This is a genomic window from Geobacillus sp. C56-T2, from assembly GCF_007829715.1.
GTDB classification, from domain to species: domain Bacteria; phylum Bacillota; class Bacilli; order Bacillales; family Anoxybacillaceae; genus Geobacillus; species Geobacillus icigianus.
Map to the genome: position 1 here is coordinate 3,063,146 of NZ_VJWB01000001.1, position 18,206 is coordinate 3,081,351.

Below are 18,206 nucleotides of genomic sequence, written 5' to 3' on the forward strand. Positions count from 1 at the left end.
CCTTTTTCCTCTCCGCACGACAACCCGGAAGCGGCCGGAGCGTGTCAGCGCGGAAAGGCTGTGAACTTACCCGCCACCTCCGCTTCGCTTGGGGGCGAAGGCTTCCAGCGACTTGTGCGCGTTCACCGAACGGGAAGCCCCACACAAGAACCCGTTTACGCTTTCCTTCGCTCCGAAGGCGTCCGTTCGAACAATCGATAACCACATCCGTCGGCGGTCGCCAACCGGCATTCCTTTCCCACCTACTCATTGGTTTTTGCCCTGTATATTCCCCTGAGGTGGGAGACTTCTGTCGGAAATTACGTTAAACCGAAAAACGGTTTTCCCGCTTGCTCACCCGCGCCGAGCCGATGACGAAAACAGCACCTCCAGCGCCTTTTTGAGCTGCATGTCATGGCGGGGGTCGCGCACCGCCTCCATGATTTTCGCCTGCAACACTTGCGCGGTCGTGTCATCGATGTGGCCCGTGACCGGCAGCTTGTTTGCTTTTTGGAAAGCTTTTACCGCCTGTTCCGTTTCTTTGCTGAAGTAGCCGTCGGTGCGGCCCGGGTTGAAGCCAAGCCCTTTTAACATTTTTTGCGCATTGGCGATTTGCTCATCGTTCATATCATACTGAAACGGTTTTTCCACATGAAGCGGAGCAACGTGAAAGTAGTCCGGCTGGGCGACCGCGACGTCCGGCTTGATTCCTTTTTTATGAATCCAATGTCCGTCCGGGGTCAGCCATTTGTACAGCGTCAATTTGATGTTGCTTCCATCGCCCATCGGGATTGCCTGCTGCACCGTCCCTTTGCCGAACGTGGTCTCGCCGACGAGCGGATAGCCCCCCGCTTCCTTCATCGCTCCGGCCAAAATTTCCGACGCCGAGGCGCTGCCTTGGTCGATAAGAACGACAATCGGGTACGGCTTTTTCGCCGTTAGGTCGGAGTAAAATTTTTGCCGGTCGCCGTCGCGTTCTTCGATTTGGACATACGGTTTGCCTTTTGGAATCAGCTGTTTCAACATTTCCTCCACACTTTGCAAATAGCCGCCCGGATTGCCGCGCACATCGATGATTAAGCCGTCAATGTGTTCGGCTTCCAGCTTCGCCAATTTCTTTTTAAAATCGGCCGCCGTGTTTTCCGAAAACGACGTAATTTGCAAGTAGCCCGCTTTTTTGCCTTGGTACGTTTTGATCGAGTCGTACACCGTCTGAATAGGAATTTCATCGCGGACGACTTTGACTTTCATGACATTTTTCACGCCAGGACGCAAAATGTCCAGCTCGACCGTCGTCCCTTTTTTGCCGCGGATTTTCAACACCGCTTCATACAAGTCAAGCCCTTCCAAGCTTTCCCCGTTGACGCGCAAAATCTGGTCATTGGGCTTCAATCCTGCTTTCTCCGCCGGTGAATTTTTGATGGGGGCGACGATCGTCACTTTGCCGTCAATCATGCTGACTTCAGCGCCGATCCCTTCAAACGATGAATCGAGCGATTCATTGAACTGTTCGGTCGTTTCCGCATCCATATAAACCGAATACGGGTCGTCAAGCGTGTGAATCATCCCTTGAATGGCGCCTTCCGTCAGCTTGTCTTCATCCACCTTTTCCACATATCGATTTTTGATAAGCTCATACGCTTGACGAATTTTTTTCATTTCTTCATTATCGCCCGCGGATTTGGACAGCTCATCGGCCACAATCGTTGAAAGCGCTCCTTCCGGCGGGCGGTCGGCCCACTGCAGGCCGACGTACGTGCCCCCTGCCCCGATGAGCATCGACAGCGCCATTAGCGCAGCCATCGTCGTTTTTTTCACGTCGTTTCCTCCTCACCCTGTCCCATAAATGAAAAGCACCGCTTATCGCCGTGCCAAGCCTTTATTTTCATCCTATGTCAAGCTTGTACCGAGTATGATGCCATGCCGTCCATCCCTCTTACTAGTTTACATGCTCGCTTTTGATTTCTCAACCGATACAGAACGGAAAAAAGAGGCACCGCTCGCCCTTAACGGCGAACGATGCCTTTTCATGGGGTCATCTTCTTGACCGCATCCGCAATGGCGGCCCATCCGGCGAGCCGCCTAAAAACGAGATGCTTCCACTCCTCATTTTGGCAAATCGATGAGCATCAGCCGCGAGCCTCCGTTCGTTGCGAGACGAAGAACCGGCGTTTCCGTGATGCGAGCCGCATCGCGCCGTTCGAGATGGGCCTCCCCATTCAACGTCAAATCTCCCTCAATGACAAAAACAAAGATGTTCCGTCCCTCTGGCTGAGTAAACGTCAACTCACGCCCGGCTTCCAAATCGGAAAGATAAATCGTCAAATCTTGATGAATATGAGCAATCCCTGGGGAAGACGGTTGTTTCGTGACGATCGGCAGCAAGGCGTTTTTCATCTTGTCGACCGGAAACTCGGTTCGCTCGTATGACGGCGGCAAGCCGTATTGCTCAGGCAAAAACCAAAGCTGCAAAAAATTCACTTCTTCGGTCGCCGACGGATTCACTTCCGAATGGACGATGCCGGTGCCGGCCGACATCCGCTGCACGCCGCCAAACGTCGTCACGGCTTTATGCCCCGTGCTGTCTTCATGTTGCAAATACCCCTTTAACACAATTGACACAATTTCCATCTCCCGGTGCGGGTGAGCGCCAAAACCAGCAAGCGGCGCGACGAAATCGTCGTTTAACACCCGCAGCGGGCCAAATTGAACGTTGTTCGGATCGTAATACTCGCCAAACGAAAAACTATGGTACGTTTTTAGCCAACCGTAATCGGCATGATAGCGGGATGAAGCCCGGTCAATCTGAATCATCATTTTCCTCTCCTTCATAGGCGCAATTCGAACCGACTATCCCTCACCAATGATCTGCAAATCGTTCGGACCGCATGCACACTAGGGGACCGGTGATTGACTCACGCAATCGCTTCTCGGAATCGTTTCTCAAATAGAAAAACTGGTTGCATCAGCTTCTATGTTCACGCATTCCATCATCGATCAAGGCAAACAGCGGTTTTTCACCAGCCTCCCAGAGGATATTATATATGGGAGCCAATACCGGCATTGAATAATTCTCGAATTCAAGATAATTATAGAAAAAACAAAGGCGAAAAAGCAAGCGAAAAATAGGACAAAGGGACGATTTCCCTTAGAAGGTAGAACGACTTAACGACTTATAGTAAGCCGCAACTCAAAACAGCGGCGAACCAGACGATGAAAATCAACTATCATTGGTCGGAACGCCATTCCCATTTGCATATCAAAGATCGGACAGGCCACGTAACGGCTGGCGTTGTTCAAGCGCTCATTACCAGCTTGCAAGCAGCGCCAACGCTATCCAATGATGAAATCATCGCCAAAATTCACCGCCCTCCAAGAAAAAATGCGCAACTGGCCCATCGCAAAGCGATTGACGAGTTGCGCATCCCTTTTTCATTTCAGCGGATTAGAACGCAATGTAATTGCGTGGGTCAACAGCGTTCGTCTTGCCGGGGTTCCACTCGCCGCGGTGAAGTTCAAAGTGCAAGTGCGGGCCGGTTGAATCGCCGGTGTTGCCCATGTATCCAATGATTTGCCCTTTTTGCACGCGCTGACCTTCGCCCACGAGCCGCGCTTCAAGGTGAGCATAAACGGTCGTATACAGTTGGCCGTCGATAACATGGCTGACGAAAATAACGTTTCCGTAGCTGCTAGAATAGTAGGAACGGAACACAACCCCGTCGGCGGCGGCAACGACCGGAACGACCGGAGCCCGCTTGCCGATATCGACTCCCGGATGGAAGTCCGTGCCGCCAAACCGATACCCAAAACCGGATGTAATCGGTCCGTTGGCCGGACGGGTGAACGCCCCGCTCGATACCGGCGGGACGCTGCCGCCCGATGGCGCTTCCCCACCGTTTTTCGATGCTGGCGGTGAATATGTACGTCCCCGCTGCTTCGCGGCTTCCTCTTCCGCCCGCTTTTGCCGTTCCAGTTCGGCGAGCTGCTGCTTTACGGCTGCTTCTTGCTTGGCAATCAATTCTTTTTCTTCTTCAAGCGCCAACTGATGTTCGTGTTCCTCTTCTTCTTTTTGCTTTAAATCAGCCATCAATTGATTTTTCTGTTCCAGCTGCCCAGCAAGGCTTGCTTGCAGCTGTTTAAGCTCCTGCAAGTCCGCTTGCAGCTTGTTCCGCTTTTCCGTCAGCTCAGTTTCTTTTTTCTCTTTGAGCGCTTTATCCGCCTCTTGCTCACGGATGATTTGCTGGTCCGCTTCCATGATCGTCGTCACCGCGCTCATGCGGTCGATGAAGTCGCTGAAGCTTTGCGCCCCTAGCAGCACTTCCAAGTAGCTGATCGCTCCACCGCTTTCTTGCAGCGACCGCAGCCGCTCCTTTAAAATCTCATTCCGTTTTTCAATCCGCTCCTGAATTTCGGCAATTTCTTGTTTCAATTGGGTAATCGCTCGCTCTGTTTGGTCGATGTCAGCGCTGACGTTGCGGATTTTCCCGCTCGTCTCCTCAATAGCGACGTTCAGCTTCGCGATGTCATTGGCGACTTGTTTTTGCTGCGACTGGAGGGACTCGATGTTTTTTTGCGACTCACTGATTTTTTCCTGCACTTCCGACCGCTTGGAGCGAAGCGCGTCGATTTCGCTTCGCTTTTGTTGAATATCGCGAGAGCTGACGGCATTGGCCGCAGGCGGCAGAACGCCGAGCCCAAGCGCCGCGGCAACGGCGAGCGCCATTACGTTTTTCTTTTTCATCTCGCTTCCCCTCTCCCTGCTGAATTTGGATTGTTTATACTTTCAAAAACTTGCGCACAGACATCACGCTTCCCCAGACACCGATGACAGCGCCAATGGCTAGCAGCAAAGCGCTTAGCTGCCAGATGAACGGGGAAAACGGAAGAAGCTCAAACAGCTGGAGCGCAAACTGATGCTCGTATACATGGTAGACGTTATAGTAGACGACCGCCAACGCCGTGATCGGAACGATCGAACCAAGCACGCCAAGCCACAATCCTTCCAAGAAAAACGGCCAGCGGATAAACCCGTTCGTCGCCCCGACGAGACGCATAATCTCGATTTCACGGCGGCGGGCAAAAATCGTAATTTTAATCGTGTTGGAAATGAGAAACATCGCCGTAAACAGCAAGCCGGCAATCAGCACCAGCCCAACGTTGCGCATCACTTTTAGCACATCAAACAGCTTTTCAACCGTTCCTTGTCCGTAGTTCACTTTATGAACATACGGGAGCGTTTCAATTTGCTTGGCGATTTTCACCGTATCTTGCGGACGGGCGGCTTTGACGACATACACATCGCTGAGCGGGTTTTGCTGCTCAAACAGACGGAACGCCGCCCCTTCCTCGCCCATGCTTTTGATCAGCCGCTTCAGCTCTTCATCCTTCGAGGAATAACGGACATCTTTGACGTTGGGAATGGCTTCGATTTGCCGACGCAACGCGTCTTTTGCTTGACGGTCGGCGGTCAACTCGATATGCACGCGGATTTCGACATCATTTTCTACTTTTTTGGCAAAATAGTTAATGTTGAACATAACGGCGAAAAAGACGCCAACGAGCAGCAGCGTCACGGTGACGGCGCTCGCAGAAGCAAACGTCATCCAGCCGTTGCGGCCGAGATTTTTGACGCTCTCCCGAACATGGCGCTTGAACGTGTTAAGCGTCATAGCCGTATTCCCCCCTCGCCTCGTCACGGACAATTTTTCCGTTTTCGATGGCGATGACACGCCGCCGCGTCGCATTGACGATTTCCTTATTATGGGTTGCCATCACAATGGTCGTTCCTCGGTCGTTAATTTTCTCAAACAACTCCATAATCCCCCATGATGTTTCCGGGTCCAAATTTCCTGTCGGTTCATCGGCAATGACAATTTTCGGGGAATTGACGATCGAGCGGGCAATGGAGACGCGCTGTTGTTCGCCGCCGGACAATTCGTTCGGATAAGAGCGGACTTTATGCTTGAGACCAACGAGATCAAGGACTTCCATCACCTTTTTGCGAATGGCTTTCGGCGACTCTTCAATCACTTCCAAAGCAAAGGCGACGTTTTCATATACATTGAGTTTAGGAAGCAGCTTAAAATCTTGAAAGACAATGCCGATTTGGCGGCGCAGCAACGGCACTTTGTTATCTTTGAGCTTCGCGAGGTTCACTCCGTTGACCATGATGCTCCCTTTCGTCGGTTTCTCCTCGCGGTACATCATTTTGATAAACGTCGATTTGCCCGCTCCACTAGGTCCAACGACATAGACGAATTCTCCTTGTTTGATGCGGACATTGACGCCGTTTAACGCCACAACGCCGTTTGGATATGTTTTATATACATCTTGCATTTCAATCATCGTCATCACCTATTTTTCGACGCACTTGTTGTCATTTCTCGAGCTGTTTCGAACGAATCTAGCAAAATTCCGCAAGGATTATTATAACACGATTTTCTTCTGTCGAATTTTACATTTATATTTCAAATAACGATAGGGAAAAAGTCGCAGTACTGCAACCATGCCTACATGGGAAAACGACCGCTTGAGCGCCGTATCCTTTTCCATCAACGCCCTTCTGGAAGACGGGTGAAAAACCGCTTTTTTTCCTCGATCGATGAGTGGACACGTAAGCAGAAGGACCGATGTGACAAGGTGTCTCGATTTTGAGAAATGATATGAGGAAACGGTATGGAGGAGAATCGCACTCCTGCAAGCGCACGCCGGCTTTTACATCGGCGATATGAGGAAACGGTATAGGCGAGTCAATCCCCGATTTTCCATGCTCATAAAAAAACGCCGCCCTGTTCGCATTCGAACAAGGCGGCACCTCGCTTTTGTCCGCTCAGCGGCGATTATTTTTTGGCGGCCAGCCACTCGGCTACTTTATCGGCCTCTTCGCCTTTGATCAGCCCCCCAGGCATAATGCCGCGGCCGTTGGCAATAATGTCTTTAATCTGATCTTTCGAATACTTGCTCCCTACCTTTTGCAAGTTCGGACCCGACCCTCCCGACAAATCTTGCCCGTGACAGGATGCGCAGTTTTGTTTAAAAATTTGCTCGGCGGACGCAACGGTATCCCCTCCGCCACTGCTACCGTTGTTGTTCCCGGCGTTATCTCCGCCGCCACATGCCGCCAAGACGAGCGAAACACCGAGAAACAGCGCAGCCCATTTCCACTTCATGGTGAACTCCCCCTAAAACATTGGTTTCTCATATGTATTATAACCGATTTTTTCTCTTTTACGTACGCTGAAACCCTTCGCCAAGCACCTCAGCGGCGTTGGCGACGACGACAAATGCGGTCGGATCAATGGTTCGGACGATTTGTTTCAATTTCGTGAACTCCGATTGGGCGACGACACACATCAACACCGGGCGCTCATGTTCCGTGTAACCGCCGTACGCCGGCAGCCGCGTCACCCCGCGGTCGATTTCGTGCAAAATGGCGCGCCGCACTTTCTCTTCTTCGTTCGTAATGATCAGCGCGATCTTCGAGTAGCCGAGCCCGACTTGAACGAGGTCGATCGTTTTGCTTGTCACATACAACGCGATCAAGGCATAGAGCGCCCGTTCGATATCAAACACAAACGCCGCGGTCAACACGATCAAACCGTCGATCAAAATGACGCACATCCCAAGCGACAGCCCGGTATATTTATGAATAATTTGCGCTGCTAGGTCGGTGCCGCCCGTCGACGCCCGACCGCGAAACACCATGCCAAGACCAAGTCCGACGCCGATACCGCCAAAAATCGCGCCAAGAAGCGGATTCGTCGTCGCCGGCTCCATCTCTTTCGTCAAATAGACCACAAGCGGCAAAAACACCGTCCCCACGAACGTTTTCACGCCAAACTGCCGGCCTAACAACACCACACCGGCGATAAAGAGCGGGACGTTGAGCGCCCATTGGACATACGCCGGCTCAATGCCAAACAGCGCATGCATAATCGTGCTGATGCCGCTCACTCCGCCCGAGGCGATCCGGTTCGGCAGCAAAAACACGTTAAACGCCACCGCGACGATCGCCGCACCAGCGAGCACGTATCCATACTCCAACGCCGCCTCGATCGCCGGAGAAACGGTTTTCTCTCTTCGCTTCCGCATGCTTCCCCACCTTCCTTTGTGAGTATAGCATGCCCGTTTTGGCAAGTAAATGACAGCCGATTAACGCGATAGCGATCTACTATGCTAAAGAAAAAAGGACGATCCGATGATCGCCCTAGCCAAAAAATACAAGCCTCAATACACATCCCCACGGTTGCCGATCGCCTCAATAAATGATTTTTGAAACGAAAAAGGACGATCCGATGATCGCCCTTTACTTCAACTTCGCGCGCAAATACGCGTCAATAAACACATCAATCTCCCCATCCATCACCGCTTGCACATTGCCGACCTCGACGTTCGTGCGATGGTCTTTGACAAGCGAATACGGATGGAAGACGTACGAACGGATCTGGTTCCCCCAGCCGATTTCTTTTTGCTCACCGCGCAGCTCGGCGAGCTCGGCTTGCTGCTCCTCGAGTTTCTTTTGGTACAGTTTCGCTTTCAACATGTTCAGCGCTTTTTCACGGTTTTGGATTTGCGACCGCTCCGATTGGCACGTGACGACAATCCCGGTCGGCAAATGGGTGATGCGCACCGCCGAATCGGTCGTATTGACGTGCTGTCCGCCCGCGCCGCTGGAGCGGTACGTGTCAATCTTCAGCTCATCCGGACGAATCTCGATTTCGATGTTTTCGTCCATCTCCGGCACCACTTCGCATGACACAAACGACGTGTGCCGGCGGCCCGAGGCGTCAAACGGCGAGATGCGGACAAGCCGGTGCACCCCTTTTTCCGCTTTGAGATACCCATAGGCATTCCGGCCTTTAATGAGCAGCGTGACGCTCTTGATCCCGGCTTCCTCGCCCGGCAGGTAGTCGAGCGTTTCCACTTTAAACCCTTTTTTCTCCGCCCAGCGCGTGTACATGCGCAACAGCATCGACGCCCAGTCTTGCGACTCGGTGCCGCCCGCGCCGGGATGGAGTTCCAAAATCGCATTGTTTTGGTCGTATGGTTCGTTGAGCAGCAGCTGCAGCTCGAACTCGCTGAAGTCTTTCGTCAATGTTTTCGCTTCTTCCACGAGCTCAGCCTGCAGCTCCTCGTCCGGTTCTTCTTTCAACAACTCGTACGTCACTTCCAAATTGTCAAACCGTTCCTGCAGCGACTCAAACTCGCCAACCAAATCCTTGAGCCCATTCACCTCGGCAATGACCGCCTGCGCCGCTTTCTGGTCATCCCAAAAACCGGGGGCGGCCATTTGCTCCTCTAATTCGCGAATGCGCTCCTGCTTCACATCGAGGTCAAAGAGACCCCCTGATTTCCGCTAATCGCTTAGCCATTTTCTCGAGCTCTTGTTTGATTTCCGCCAAATCGATCATAGTTGTCCTCACCTCATCATGAATATCGTATGCTCCTGATTTGTATTTGCCATTCAAAAGGGAGGCGATGCCTCCCTTAATTATTTATAAACGGTTATACCGCTCTTCCGCAACAATGTTTATATTTTTTCCCGCTGCCGCACGGGCACGGGTCGTTGCGGCCGACGCGCACCGCCTTGCGGACCGGTTTTTTCTTCGGCTCCTCACCATCTTCTTTCGGGTGAACCGCCTCGCCTTTCGCCACTTCCTGGCGCTCGAGATTATACTGGATTTCCGCTTTCATGATATAGGTGGCGACTTCCTCTTCAATCGAGGCGATCATGTTTTCGAACATCGCATACCCTTCCATTTGGTATTCGCGGAGCGGATCGACCTGCCCGTAAGCGCGCAAATGGATGCCTTGGCGGAGCTGCTCCATCTCGTCAATATGGTTCATCCATTTCATGTCAACGGCGCGCAAGACGACGACGCGTTCAAACTCGCGCATTTGTTCGGGCGGAATTTGCGCTTCTTTTTCGTCATAACGCGCTTTGACTTTCGCCCAAATGAGCTCGATCATCTCTTCCGGCTCTTTGCCGCGCAAGTCGGCTTCCGTCACATCGCCTTCCGGAAGCAGATGGGCGTTGAGATAATCGACGAGCCCTTTTAGGTTCCACTCTTCCGGCAAGTCTTCTTTCGGCGTATGAGCGTGGACGACGCGCTCGATCACCGATTGGATCATCTTTTCAATAATGCCGCGCAAGTTGTCGGAATCGAGCACTTCGTAGCGCTGGCGGTAAATGATTTCCCGCTGTTCGCGCAGCACATCGTCGTATTGAAGCAGCTGTTTGCGGGCGTCGAAGTTGTTGCCTTCCACCCGTTTTTGCGCCGACTCGACCGCTTTCGTCACCATTTTGCTTTGAATCGGCTGCGAATCGTCCATGCCAAGGCGGTCCATCATCGCCATGAGGCTCTCAGAGCCGAAGCGGCGCATCAGCTCGTCTTCAAGCGACAAGTAAAACTGCGACACCCCCGGGTCGCCTTGGCGTCCGGAACGGCCGCGCAGCTGGTTGTCGATCCGTCGGCTTTCATGCCGCTCCGTGCCGATGACAGCCAGCCCGCCAAGCTCCTTGACCCCTTCACCGAGCTTAATGTCGGTCCCGCGCCCGGCCATGTTCGTTGCGATCGTCACCGCGCCTTTTTGCCCGGCTTGGGCGATGATTTCCGCCTCTTTCGCATGGTTTTTCGCGTTTAAGACGTTGTGCGGGATGCCGCGTTTTTTGAGCATCTCGGACAGCAGCTCCGATGTCTCGATCGCCACTGTCCCAACTAGCACCGGCTGCCCTTTCGCATGGCGGGCGGCGATGTCGTCAACGACCGCGCGGAATTTCCCTTCCATCGTCCGGTAAATCAAATCCGGACGGTCTTCGCGAATGACCGGACGATTCGTCGGGATGACGACGACGCGCATGTTGTAAATGTTGCGGAACTCCTCTTCCTCCGTCTTCGCCGTCCCGGTCATCCCCGCCAATTTTTCATACATGCGGAAGTAGTTTTGGAATGTAATCGTGGCTAAGGTCATCGACTCGTTTTGAATCTCAAGCCCTTCTTTCGCCTCGATCGCCTGATGGAGCCCGTCGCTGTAGCGGCGGCCGTGCATCAAGCGCCCAGTGAACGGGTCGACGATGATCACTTTGCCGTCTTGCACAACGTAATCAACGTCGCGCTGCATCGTCACGTGCGCTCTAAGCGCCAGCTGAATGTGGTGGTTGAGCGTGACGTGTTTCAAATCAAACAAGTTGTCGATGCCAAACGCCCGCTCGGCTTTGTTCATCCCTTCCTCAGTGAGCTGGACGCTTTTCGTTTTTTCATCGTATGTGTAATCGACGTCTTTGCGCAACGTGCGCACAAACGCGTTCGCCTGCACGTACAGCTTTGTCGACTTTTGCGCCGTACCGGAAATAATGAGCGGCGTCCGCGCTTCATCGATCAAAATCGAGTCGACCTCGTCAATGATGGCGTAATAAAGCGGCCGCTGCACAATATGCTCCTTATAGAGGACCATGTTGTCGCGCAAATAGTCGAAACCAAACTCGTTGTTCGTTCCGTACGTAATGTCGGCGTTGTACGCCGCCTGCTTTTCTTCGCGCGACATGCCGCTTAAGTTCAAGCCGACGGTCATGCCTAAAAACTCGTACAGCTTGCCCATTTCCGTCGCGTCGCGTGTCGCCAAGTATTCGTTGACCGTCACGACATGCACGCCGCGCCCTGTCAAGGCGTTCAAATAGACGGGCATCGTCGCCGTCAACGTTTTCCCTTCCCCGGTTTTCATCTCGGCGATGTCGCCTTCATGCAAGACAACGCCGCCCATAATTTGCACTTTATATGGGTACAAGCCGAGGACGCGCTTCGCTCCTTCGCGCACAACAGCAAACGCCTCAACAAGCAAGTCATCGAGCGATTCGCCTTGCTGATAGCGGGCTTTAAACTCCTCGGTTTTTTGTCGCAGTTGTTCATCCGACAATCGCGCCATCTCCGGACCGAGCGCATCGACTTGGTCAGCGATTTTCTCCAGTCTTGCCAACTGACGCTTGTTCGGGTCAAATACGTTTTTTAAGACTCCAAGCATAGGAAACGCTCCTTATTTTTCATGGACTCACTTCTTCATCATATCATTAGACAGGGATCGGTGACAACTGTTGTACAGGCTTAGAGAGGGGCATGTCCAAGAGAGGGGATCACGCCTTGGACTGAAGCTGCTCAATCGCCGCTTCCGCATGGTGAAGGCGCCGATTCAGCGCATAAATTTCAAAACTTTTCTCCTCTACTTTTTCATGAATTTTGCGCAGCCATAGTTGCACATCATCCACAAGCTGTGTTTCGACGCGATGAAGCGTTTCTTTCACTTCCGCCAACTCCGCTTCTACACGGTCTAATCGTGCTTTCACCTCTCCCATTTCTTGTTCAAGCCCGCTAATGCGCTTGTTCATTTCATCGACGCGTCCTTCAAGCGCTTCAACACGAGTCATCAGTGAACCCATTTGCCCACTCATTTCTGCTAAACGGCCATCGATCTGCACAAAACGCTCATTCATTTGAGCAAAACATTCGTCAATCCGAGCAAACCGTTCATCAATTTGCGCAAACCGTTCGTCAATCCGGGCAAACCGTTCATCAATTCGCGCAAACCGTTCGTCAATCCGGGCAAACCGTTCATCAATTCGCGCAAACCGTTTGTCAATCTGGGTAAACCGTTCGTCAATCTTCGTGAACCGTTGGCGAGTTTCTTCTTGAAACGCCAAAAATCCTTTTTCCATGTTATCCAACTTGAACAATATTTGCCGCAACAGTTTCTCCATCGTTCTCCCCTTTTTGCTCTGTTCACACATATTATAGCATCCCCTGCCCAAAAAAGCAGGGGATGCGTATAGAGAGTGGTTCAATTCGCCTCGATGAGTCCGTATTTGCCGTCTTTACGGCGATAAACAATGTTCGTCCGGTTCGTTTCCGCGTTCGTGAAAATAAAGAAGTTGTGCCCTAACAAATTCATCTGCAAAATCGCTTCCTCGCTGTCCATCGGCTTTAAGCTGAAATGTTTCGTGCGCACGATTTCAAATTCATCTTCGCTCTCGGCCGTGCTAGGACCGCTGGGCACCGGAGCGGTCGCCTTCATTTCTTTTTCGCGGTCGCGCAGCTTCCGGTTCACTTTCGTTTTATGCTTGCGAATTTGCCGCTCCAATTTATCGGCCACTAAATCAATGGCCGCATACATATCGTTATGGCGCTCTTCAGCCCGCAGCAACAAATGCGGCATCGGAATGGTCACTTCGATTTTTCCTTGTCCATCATTATATACTTTTAAATTGACATGCACATGCACGTCGTCAGTATCCTCAAAGTAGCGGCCCAATTTCCCAATTTTTTTCTCCACGTAGTCGCGCAAAGCTGGCGTGACGTCAATGTTTTCCCCGCGAATGTGATACATCATCGCTGACCACTCCTTCTCTGTACAAACTAAATAACCCTTTACATCATTTTATTACCCTGTGATCTCCGCCTCCAATCAAAAAATTTTCAGGAGTTTTCGGAACTTAGAAAGACTGCCATAGAAGTGTCGGTTTACATTTCAAACGGAATGATCATTATGAATGGAAGTCCTATTTTCTCTTATCATAGAATCGCCCGTCATATGTCTCAACATATGCAAACGTATTTTGATAGGAGCGCTGCAGCCTTCTCTTCTGATGCCATCTTTCCCAATCCGCTTTTATACTCTCGTATAACCGAAACAGCCCTTGCTGAATATCCCGTTCCATTTCTACGATTTTCTCTGCCTTCTGCCGGTTTACGTTTTCACATGATTGCTCTTTTAATCTGCTGATTATTTTTTCCCTTTCCGCTAACAAGTGCTCCACTTTGGCTACTTGTTTGTCACGCTCATCCACCGGATGCTGAAGAACCGCCAGCAAGCGTTCTGAACAAAAGACAAGCTGCTCGATCAAATCCATTAAACTTGATCTCCCTTAAACTGTTTTTGGCGCGTTAAACGAATAACCTCTTCCCATGTATCACGGAACTCGATCACAAACCCTTCGACTTCTTCAACAATCGAAATATCGTTTTTGATGTTCGCTTCAATGAGCCGTCGGTTCATATACTCGTACATAACCATCATCTGTTTAGCCACTTCGTATTTTTGATTTAATGTCACCATAAGTTCTTGAATAATTCTTTGCGCTTTTTGCAAATTTCTATTGCGCTCTTGTACGTTTTCCTCACTCATTGCCTGCTTAGCTTTCGTTAAAAACTTCAGGCAACCGTTATACAGCATCAATGTTAGTTCACCCGGTGAAGCAGTGCTCACACTGTTTTGTTTGTAAACTTGATGAAATTGCTGAGTAGTCATCTATTAGCATCTCCCTATATCAATGATCATCAATATCCCACTTACATCCCTCGACCAAATTGCCCCATAAGAAACGCTGATTGCTGATTTGCTCTTTGAATGGCTTGTTCCATTGCTGTGAATTGTCTCCAATACCGGGATTCAATATCCTGAAGATGTCGTTGAACATCTGAGATTCGATCTTCAACATCCCTTAGCTGCAAACCAAGAGAATATTGATTTTCTGTATAGGTCGGTTTCCCAGCCTTTTTTTCAATATTGGTCATCATCCCTTTCATTGTATCACGAAGTCGTTGCACGATGCCGCGGGTATCAGAAGTGACCTGACCAGTGTTTGGATCTTTGCTAACAACGCCATTTTGCGTCAATGTTTTCGCAACCTTATCCACATCACTTTCGAGCGCCTTTCGCAACTTGTCATAATTAATCACCAGTTTTCCGCCGCTCGAAATCTCACTGGTTGTAGTAATTCCTAATTCAGAAAGAGTGTCAATACCATTGCTACCGATTCCATCTACCCTACTGTATAAATCACGACGCATTTGCGACAAGCCAGTTAAAATGATTGAATCTCCCCGAAGCAATCCGCTTTTCGCTTTTTCTTCCCACAGCTCAACTTGCTTTTCCGTCATTTCCTTTTTTTGTTCATCAGTAAGTGGCGGGTAATCGCGATAACGCTTTTCACGGATTTTATCATTCAATGCGCCAATTAATTCATTGTATTTTTTTACAAATTCTTCAATTTTGCTGATCATGGCATCCATATCAGTCGAGGAAGCAACTGTCACAGGAGTAGAAGTTACTGCTTTCAATGTATACTCTATACCGTTAATGGTAAATGTATTAGACTGCCTTTCCATTTCTAGTCCGTTCAATGTGAATTTTGCGTTTTTTCCTCCATTGGCCAAAGAAGTAACACCAGAATTGCCGTTTTGGTCATTTCCGATACCAAAACCGAAAATCGTCGCAAAAATATCATCGCCTGTCGCCGTTTTCACATAAACCTCTGCTTTATCGACATCGGTGCTGTCCAATGTACCAGTTGCCCGAGCAGAAATTCCAAGTTTTTTGGAGCCGTCATCAAAAATCGCATTGATATTTAAACTGGATTGATTCAGCTTCTTCACAACATCAGCGATCGTATCATTGGGGGAGAACGTTAGCTCTTCCTCTTTATACACTCCGTTAGCTTGCAGCGCAACGATGGTGATCTTCGTCTCTGCCGCTAACCCTTTTTCGCTTAGTTTGGTGGCCAAAGACGCATTTCCCACTTCCCCCGAAACACCTGTGGCAGCCATAGCCAATTGGGAAACGGTGATCGTATTGGTTGAATCATACGATGAACCCAAAGCTTTCACACTGACAGCCGCTTCGTTTGATGACGTCGCTGTTTTCTGATAAAAGGTACTGGACAACGTAAAATGATCAAATAAATATTGATCAAAATCCGCTAATTTTTTGTTGATTTCACGATATGCATCACGCTGCCACTCAAAAATTTGTTTTTTCTGATATAATTTGTTAAGAGGAGCACGCTCTGCCTTCATCAAATCATTGACAAGCTTATCAATATCCATTCCACTTGCTAAACCCCCGACTCGCATCATTTCCATTCCACTCACCCCTTTTTAAATTTTTTCATCAACAATCATGCCAAGAAACTTTTGCATCGTATAAAACGCGTCTAGCAATTTTTTCGGAGGAATTTCCCTTATCACTGTTTCGGTGTCATCATCAATGACTTGCACATAATACTGGTTTAGCTCTTCATGAAGTTTAAACTTAAGAGAGCGGCTATGAATTTCTAGAAATTCATTTAACTTTCTAGTAATTTCTTCGACCTGTTTCTTCGATACAGGCGCTTCGTCATTAGCCTCACTCTGTTGCTCCATCATTTTTTGCATCAAAACTGAGCCTTCCTTGGATAGGTGAGGAATATATACATCATGCACCGACAAGGAATTTTCGATTTTCATCCTTCTCTTCCTCCTGTACTCTTTTGCTACTGTTTATATCGGTTCCTATTGCGAATATTTAAAGTTTCAGCGAAAAAGTCGATATATAAAATGAACAGACCATTAGAGAGGTAGCGTCAAAAGTTCTATGAAAACTCCACACAGACCATCCCATTGGGCATCGTGGGGCATGCAGAGAGCCGGATTCGCCCTTGACCAACACCCGCCAAAGGTGCGGAAGAGCCGTCAAGGGCGACGGGGACAAAAAGAAGGCAATAAGAAAGCCGCCCCTGCTTTTACCGAATTTTACCTTTGGCGGTGTTCGGTTGGTCAAGGGTTCGCTTCGCCGAATCCGGCAGGAGTTCTGTTCAACGGGCTCTGGAGGACAAAAAAGTTAGGCTGCCTCGTTTTGAAGGAAGTCCTGAGCCATGGTGATGAGCTTCGTCCACCGGGCTGGCATATGGGGCAGCCCGTCGAGCTCCGGGATGACGACCGGCACCCGGCCTTCGAGCGCGCTATGCGGGCGCAGAAAGTTGAAATACGCCACAAACAGCGTCACAAAGGACACCGAGCCTTCTTCCGCACCGAACCCATGGGTCGGGCGGTAGTTGCCTTTAAAGGTCCGGTTGAATCGCTCGATGATCTGCTTGAGAGGGCGAAACTCTTCCGAGACCGGATCTTCGTTGGTCAGACCGATCACCTGGCGGACGTCAAACGAAATCCCGTGCTGGGCAAAGAAGTGTTGCGCCAGCCGGTAAATCGGGTTGCCATCCACGACGAACGACAAGTCGTCTGGAAGGGACGGCAGCTTCCTGAGGACATCATCGATCGCCTTGATGGCCGAGAGCGTGTCCCGGTTGGGCGAGACGCGATAGGACAGCACGATCTTTTTGATGGCGTCAAACATAAAGAACAGGTAATGCCAGCGCCCTTTGACGCGAATATACGTCTCGTCCCCGCAAAACGAACCGGACAGCTCATACGGGAACCGGTCGACAAAGGGCTTGATCCAAAGCGCGACGCTGTTGGCGTAGTTGAGCACCGTCTGATGGGAGATCGAGACGCCATGGATGTCCTTCAGGGCGGCGGCGGTTTCCCTCGAGGACATCCCAAAGTTGACGTAGTACGTCAACACGAGCCCCAACACGTGCGGCGATGCAGCCAGCCGGGACAAATCGACCTTCGGCTTGATGAGCGATGAGGAAGCCAACGGGAGAAAGTTAAACAAGAACTCTCGAAACAAATACCGCACCTTGAAGGCTTGAGGATCCTGTTGAAACTGTTGGCGTTCCTTCTTCGTCATCCGGCGAAGGTTGGCCTGGTAAAACGGGCAATCGTTGTTCTTGCACTTATAGATGTTGTATTCTTTGCGTTCCTTGATTTTTTCCAACGTCTTTTTGCAGTGCGGACAACGAAAGACCGCTTGCTTGGTGAATCGGTTCCGGTGGTTGAACCGGCATTGGCACACTTTGCATTGGTATTGCCCTTTTCCGCCGTTATTGGCGTACAGGTAAGAAGAGGGAGCCTGGCAGCGGGGGCAGGTCAACGAATCCGGAACACGGTGTTTCGCCTTCGCGCGACGCTGAATGGGCCGTAAAGGACGTCTGTGCTGGGCTTCATAGTCTGCCAACAGCTTCCGGTAATCAAGGGTTTCCGGCACATCGATGATCGGAAGGTCATCGACCTGAAGTTTCCGGTACGGCTTTTGGATGGGTTCGTCCAAGTCCTCGAGATGCAAGGATTTTCCCAATATCACACCCATCAAATACACAATGATTTGATATTGGGTCTTGATTATTTCGAGCAAATAGGCTAATAATTGAGGTAACAAAGCTTGTCACTCCTTTGTTTTGGCTGTTGGGTGTCGTTACCTCAATGATGGCCGAAAACAACGGGGGTGGCAAGCTTTTTTTATTCTAACCGTTGAAACTCAAGGGAAAACCGTGAGTGTGGAGGATAAACTTTTGACAATACCAT

16 protein-coding genes are annotated in these 18,206 nt (G+C 50.4%); all 16 read right to left on the reverse strand.

Annotation, left to right across the window (positions count from 1 at the left end):
• Positions 1-333: 333 nt before the first annotated feature.
• The 16 genes from GC56T2_RS15295 to GC56T2_RS15375 all read right to left on the reverse strand — a co-directional run bounded on the left by GC56T2_RS15295 (position 334) and on the right by GC56T2_RS15375 (position 18,060).
• The gene (locus tag GC56T2_RS15295) at positions 334-1,797 is read right to left on the reverse strand and encodes a S41 family peptidase (RefSeq protein WP_144976354.1); all 1,464 of its coding nucleotides are present in this window, start codon (positions 1,795-1,797) and stop codon (positions 334-336) included.
• Positions 1,798-2,085: 288 nt separating this feature from the next.
• Entirely contained in the window at positions 2,086-2,793 is a 708-nt protein-coding gene (locus GC56T2_RS15300; RefSeq protein ID WP_144976356.1) for a pirin family protein, read from the reverse strand.
• A gap of 631 nt (positions 2,794-3,424) precedes the next feature.
• Positions 3,425-4,720 (reverse strand): murein hydrolase activator EnvC family protein, encoded by a 1,296-nt coding sequence (locus GC56T2_RS18295; RefSeq protein WP_144976358.1) that lies wholly within the window; start codon positions 4,718-4,720, stop codon positions 3,425-3,427.
• Positions 4,721-4,754: 34 nt separating this feature from the next.
• The gene (gene ftsX / locus GC56T2_RS15315; protein ID WP_144976361.1) at positions 4,755-5,648 is read right to left on the reverse strand and encodes a permease-like cell division protein FtsX; all 894 of its coding nucleotides are present in this window, start codon (positions 5,646-5,648) and stop codon (positions 4,755-4,757) included.
• Positions 5,638-6,324, reverse strand: coding sequence for a cell division ATP-binding protein FtsE (gene ftsE / locus GC56T2_RS15320; RefSeq protein WP_144976363.1), 687 nt, complete (start codon positions 6,322-6,324; stop codon positions 5,638-5,640). Before ftsE ends, ftsX begins: the two co-directional genes overlap by 11 nt.
• A 494-nt stretch (positions 6,325-6,818) precedes the next feature.
• Positions 6,819-7,148 (reverse strand): cytochrome c551, encoded by a 330-nt coding sequence (cccB, locus tag GC56T2_RS15325; RefSeq protein WP_144976366.1) that lies wholly within the window; start codon positions 7,146-7,148, stop codon positions 6,819-6,821.
• Between the two features lie 58 nt (positions 7,149-7,206).
• A complete protein-coding gene (locus GC56T2_RS15330) occupies positions 7,207-8,070 on the reverse strand; it encodes a YitT family protein (protein ID WP_144976368.1) in 864 nt (287 codons plus the stop codon).
• Positions 8,071-8,284: 214 nt separating this feature from the next.
• Positions 8,285-9,386 (reverse strand): peptide chain release factor 2 gene (prfB, locus tag GC56T2_RS15335; protein WP_370454569.1). Its coding sequence is split into 2 segments (ribosomal slippage): positions 8,285-9,313 and positions 9,315-9,386, totalling 1,101 coding nucleotides; the frame shifts between segments, so codons are not numbered across the junction.
• Positions 9,387-9,483: 97 nt separating this feature from the next.
• Entirely contained in the window at positions 9,484-11,997 is a 2,514-nt protein-coding gene (gene secA / locus GC56T2_RS15340) for a preprotein translocase subunit SecA (protein WP_144976372.1), read from the reverse strand.
• A 109-nt stretch (positions 11,998-12,106) separates the two neighbouring features.
• The gene (locus GC56T2_RS15345; RefSeq protein WP_144976374.1) at positions 12,107-12,727 is read right to left on the reverse strand and encodes a hypothetical protein; all 621 of its coding nucleotides are present in this window, start codon (positions 12,725-12,727) and stop codon (positions 12,107-12,109) included.
• Positions 12,728-12,807: 80 nt separating this feature from the next.
• A complete protein-coding gene (hpf, locus tag GC56T2_RS15350; RefSeq protein ID WP_144976376.1) occupies positions 12,808-13,356 on the reverse strand; it encodes a ribosome hibernation-promoting factor, HPF/YfiA family in 549 nt (182 codons plus the stop codon).
• Positions 13,357-13,525: 169 nt separating this feature from the next.
• Positions 13,526-13,876 carry a flagellar protein FliT gene (fliT, locus tag GC56T2_RS15355; protein ID WP_061912569.1) on the reverse strand — a complete coding sequence of 117 codons (351 nt, stop codon included), beginning with the start codon at positions 13,874-13,876 and terminating at the stop codon, positions 13,526-13,528.
• Positions 13,876-14,274, reverse strand: a complete 399-nt coding sequence (fliS, locus tag GC56T2_RS15360; RefSeq protein WP_061912568.1) for a flagellar export chaperone FliS — start codon at positions 14,272-14,274, stop codon at positions 13,876-13,878. Before fliS ends, fliT begins: the two co-directional genes overlap by 1 nt.
• A gap of 41 nt (positions 14,275-14,315) precedes the next feature.
• Positions 14,316-15,887 (reverse strand): flagellar hook-associated protein 2, encoded by a 1,572-nt coding sequence (locus GC56T2_RS15365; protein WP_144976379.1) that lies wholly within the window; start codon positions 15,885-15,887, stop codon positions 14,316-14,318.
• 15 nt (positions 15,888-15,902) lie between these two features.
• Positions 15,903-16,250: a flagellar protein FlaG gene (gene flaG, locus GC56T2_RS15370; RefSeq protein WP_144976381.1), complete on the reverse strand. Its 348-nt coding sequence runs from the start codon at positions 16,248-16,250 to the stop codon at positions 15,903-15,905.
• 373 nt (positions 16,251-16,623) lie between these two features.
• The gene (locus tag GC56T2_RS15375; protein ID WP_144974126.1) at positions 16,624-18,060 is read right to left on the reverse strand and encodes a DDE-type integrase/transposase/recombinase; all 1,437 of its coding nucleotides are present in this window, start codon (positions 18,058-18,060) and stop codon (positions 16,624-16,626) included.
• Positions 18,061-18,206: the final 146 nt, after the last annotated feature.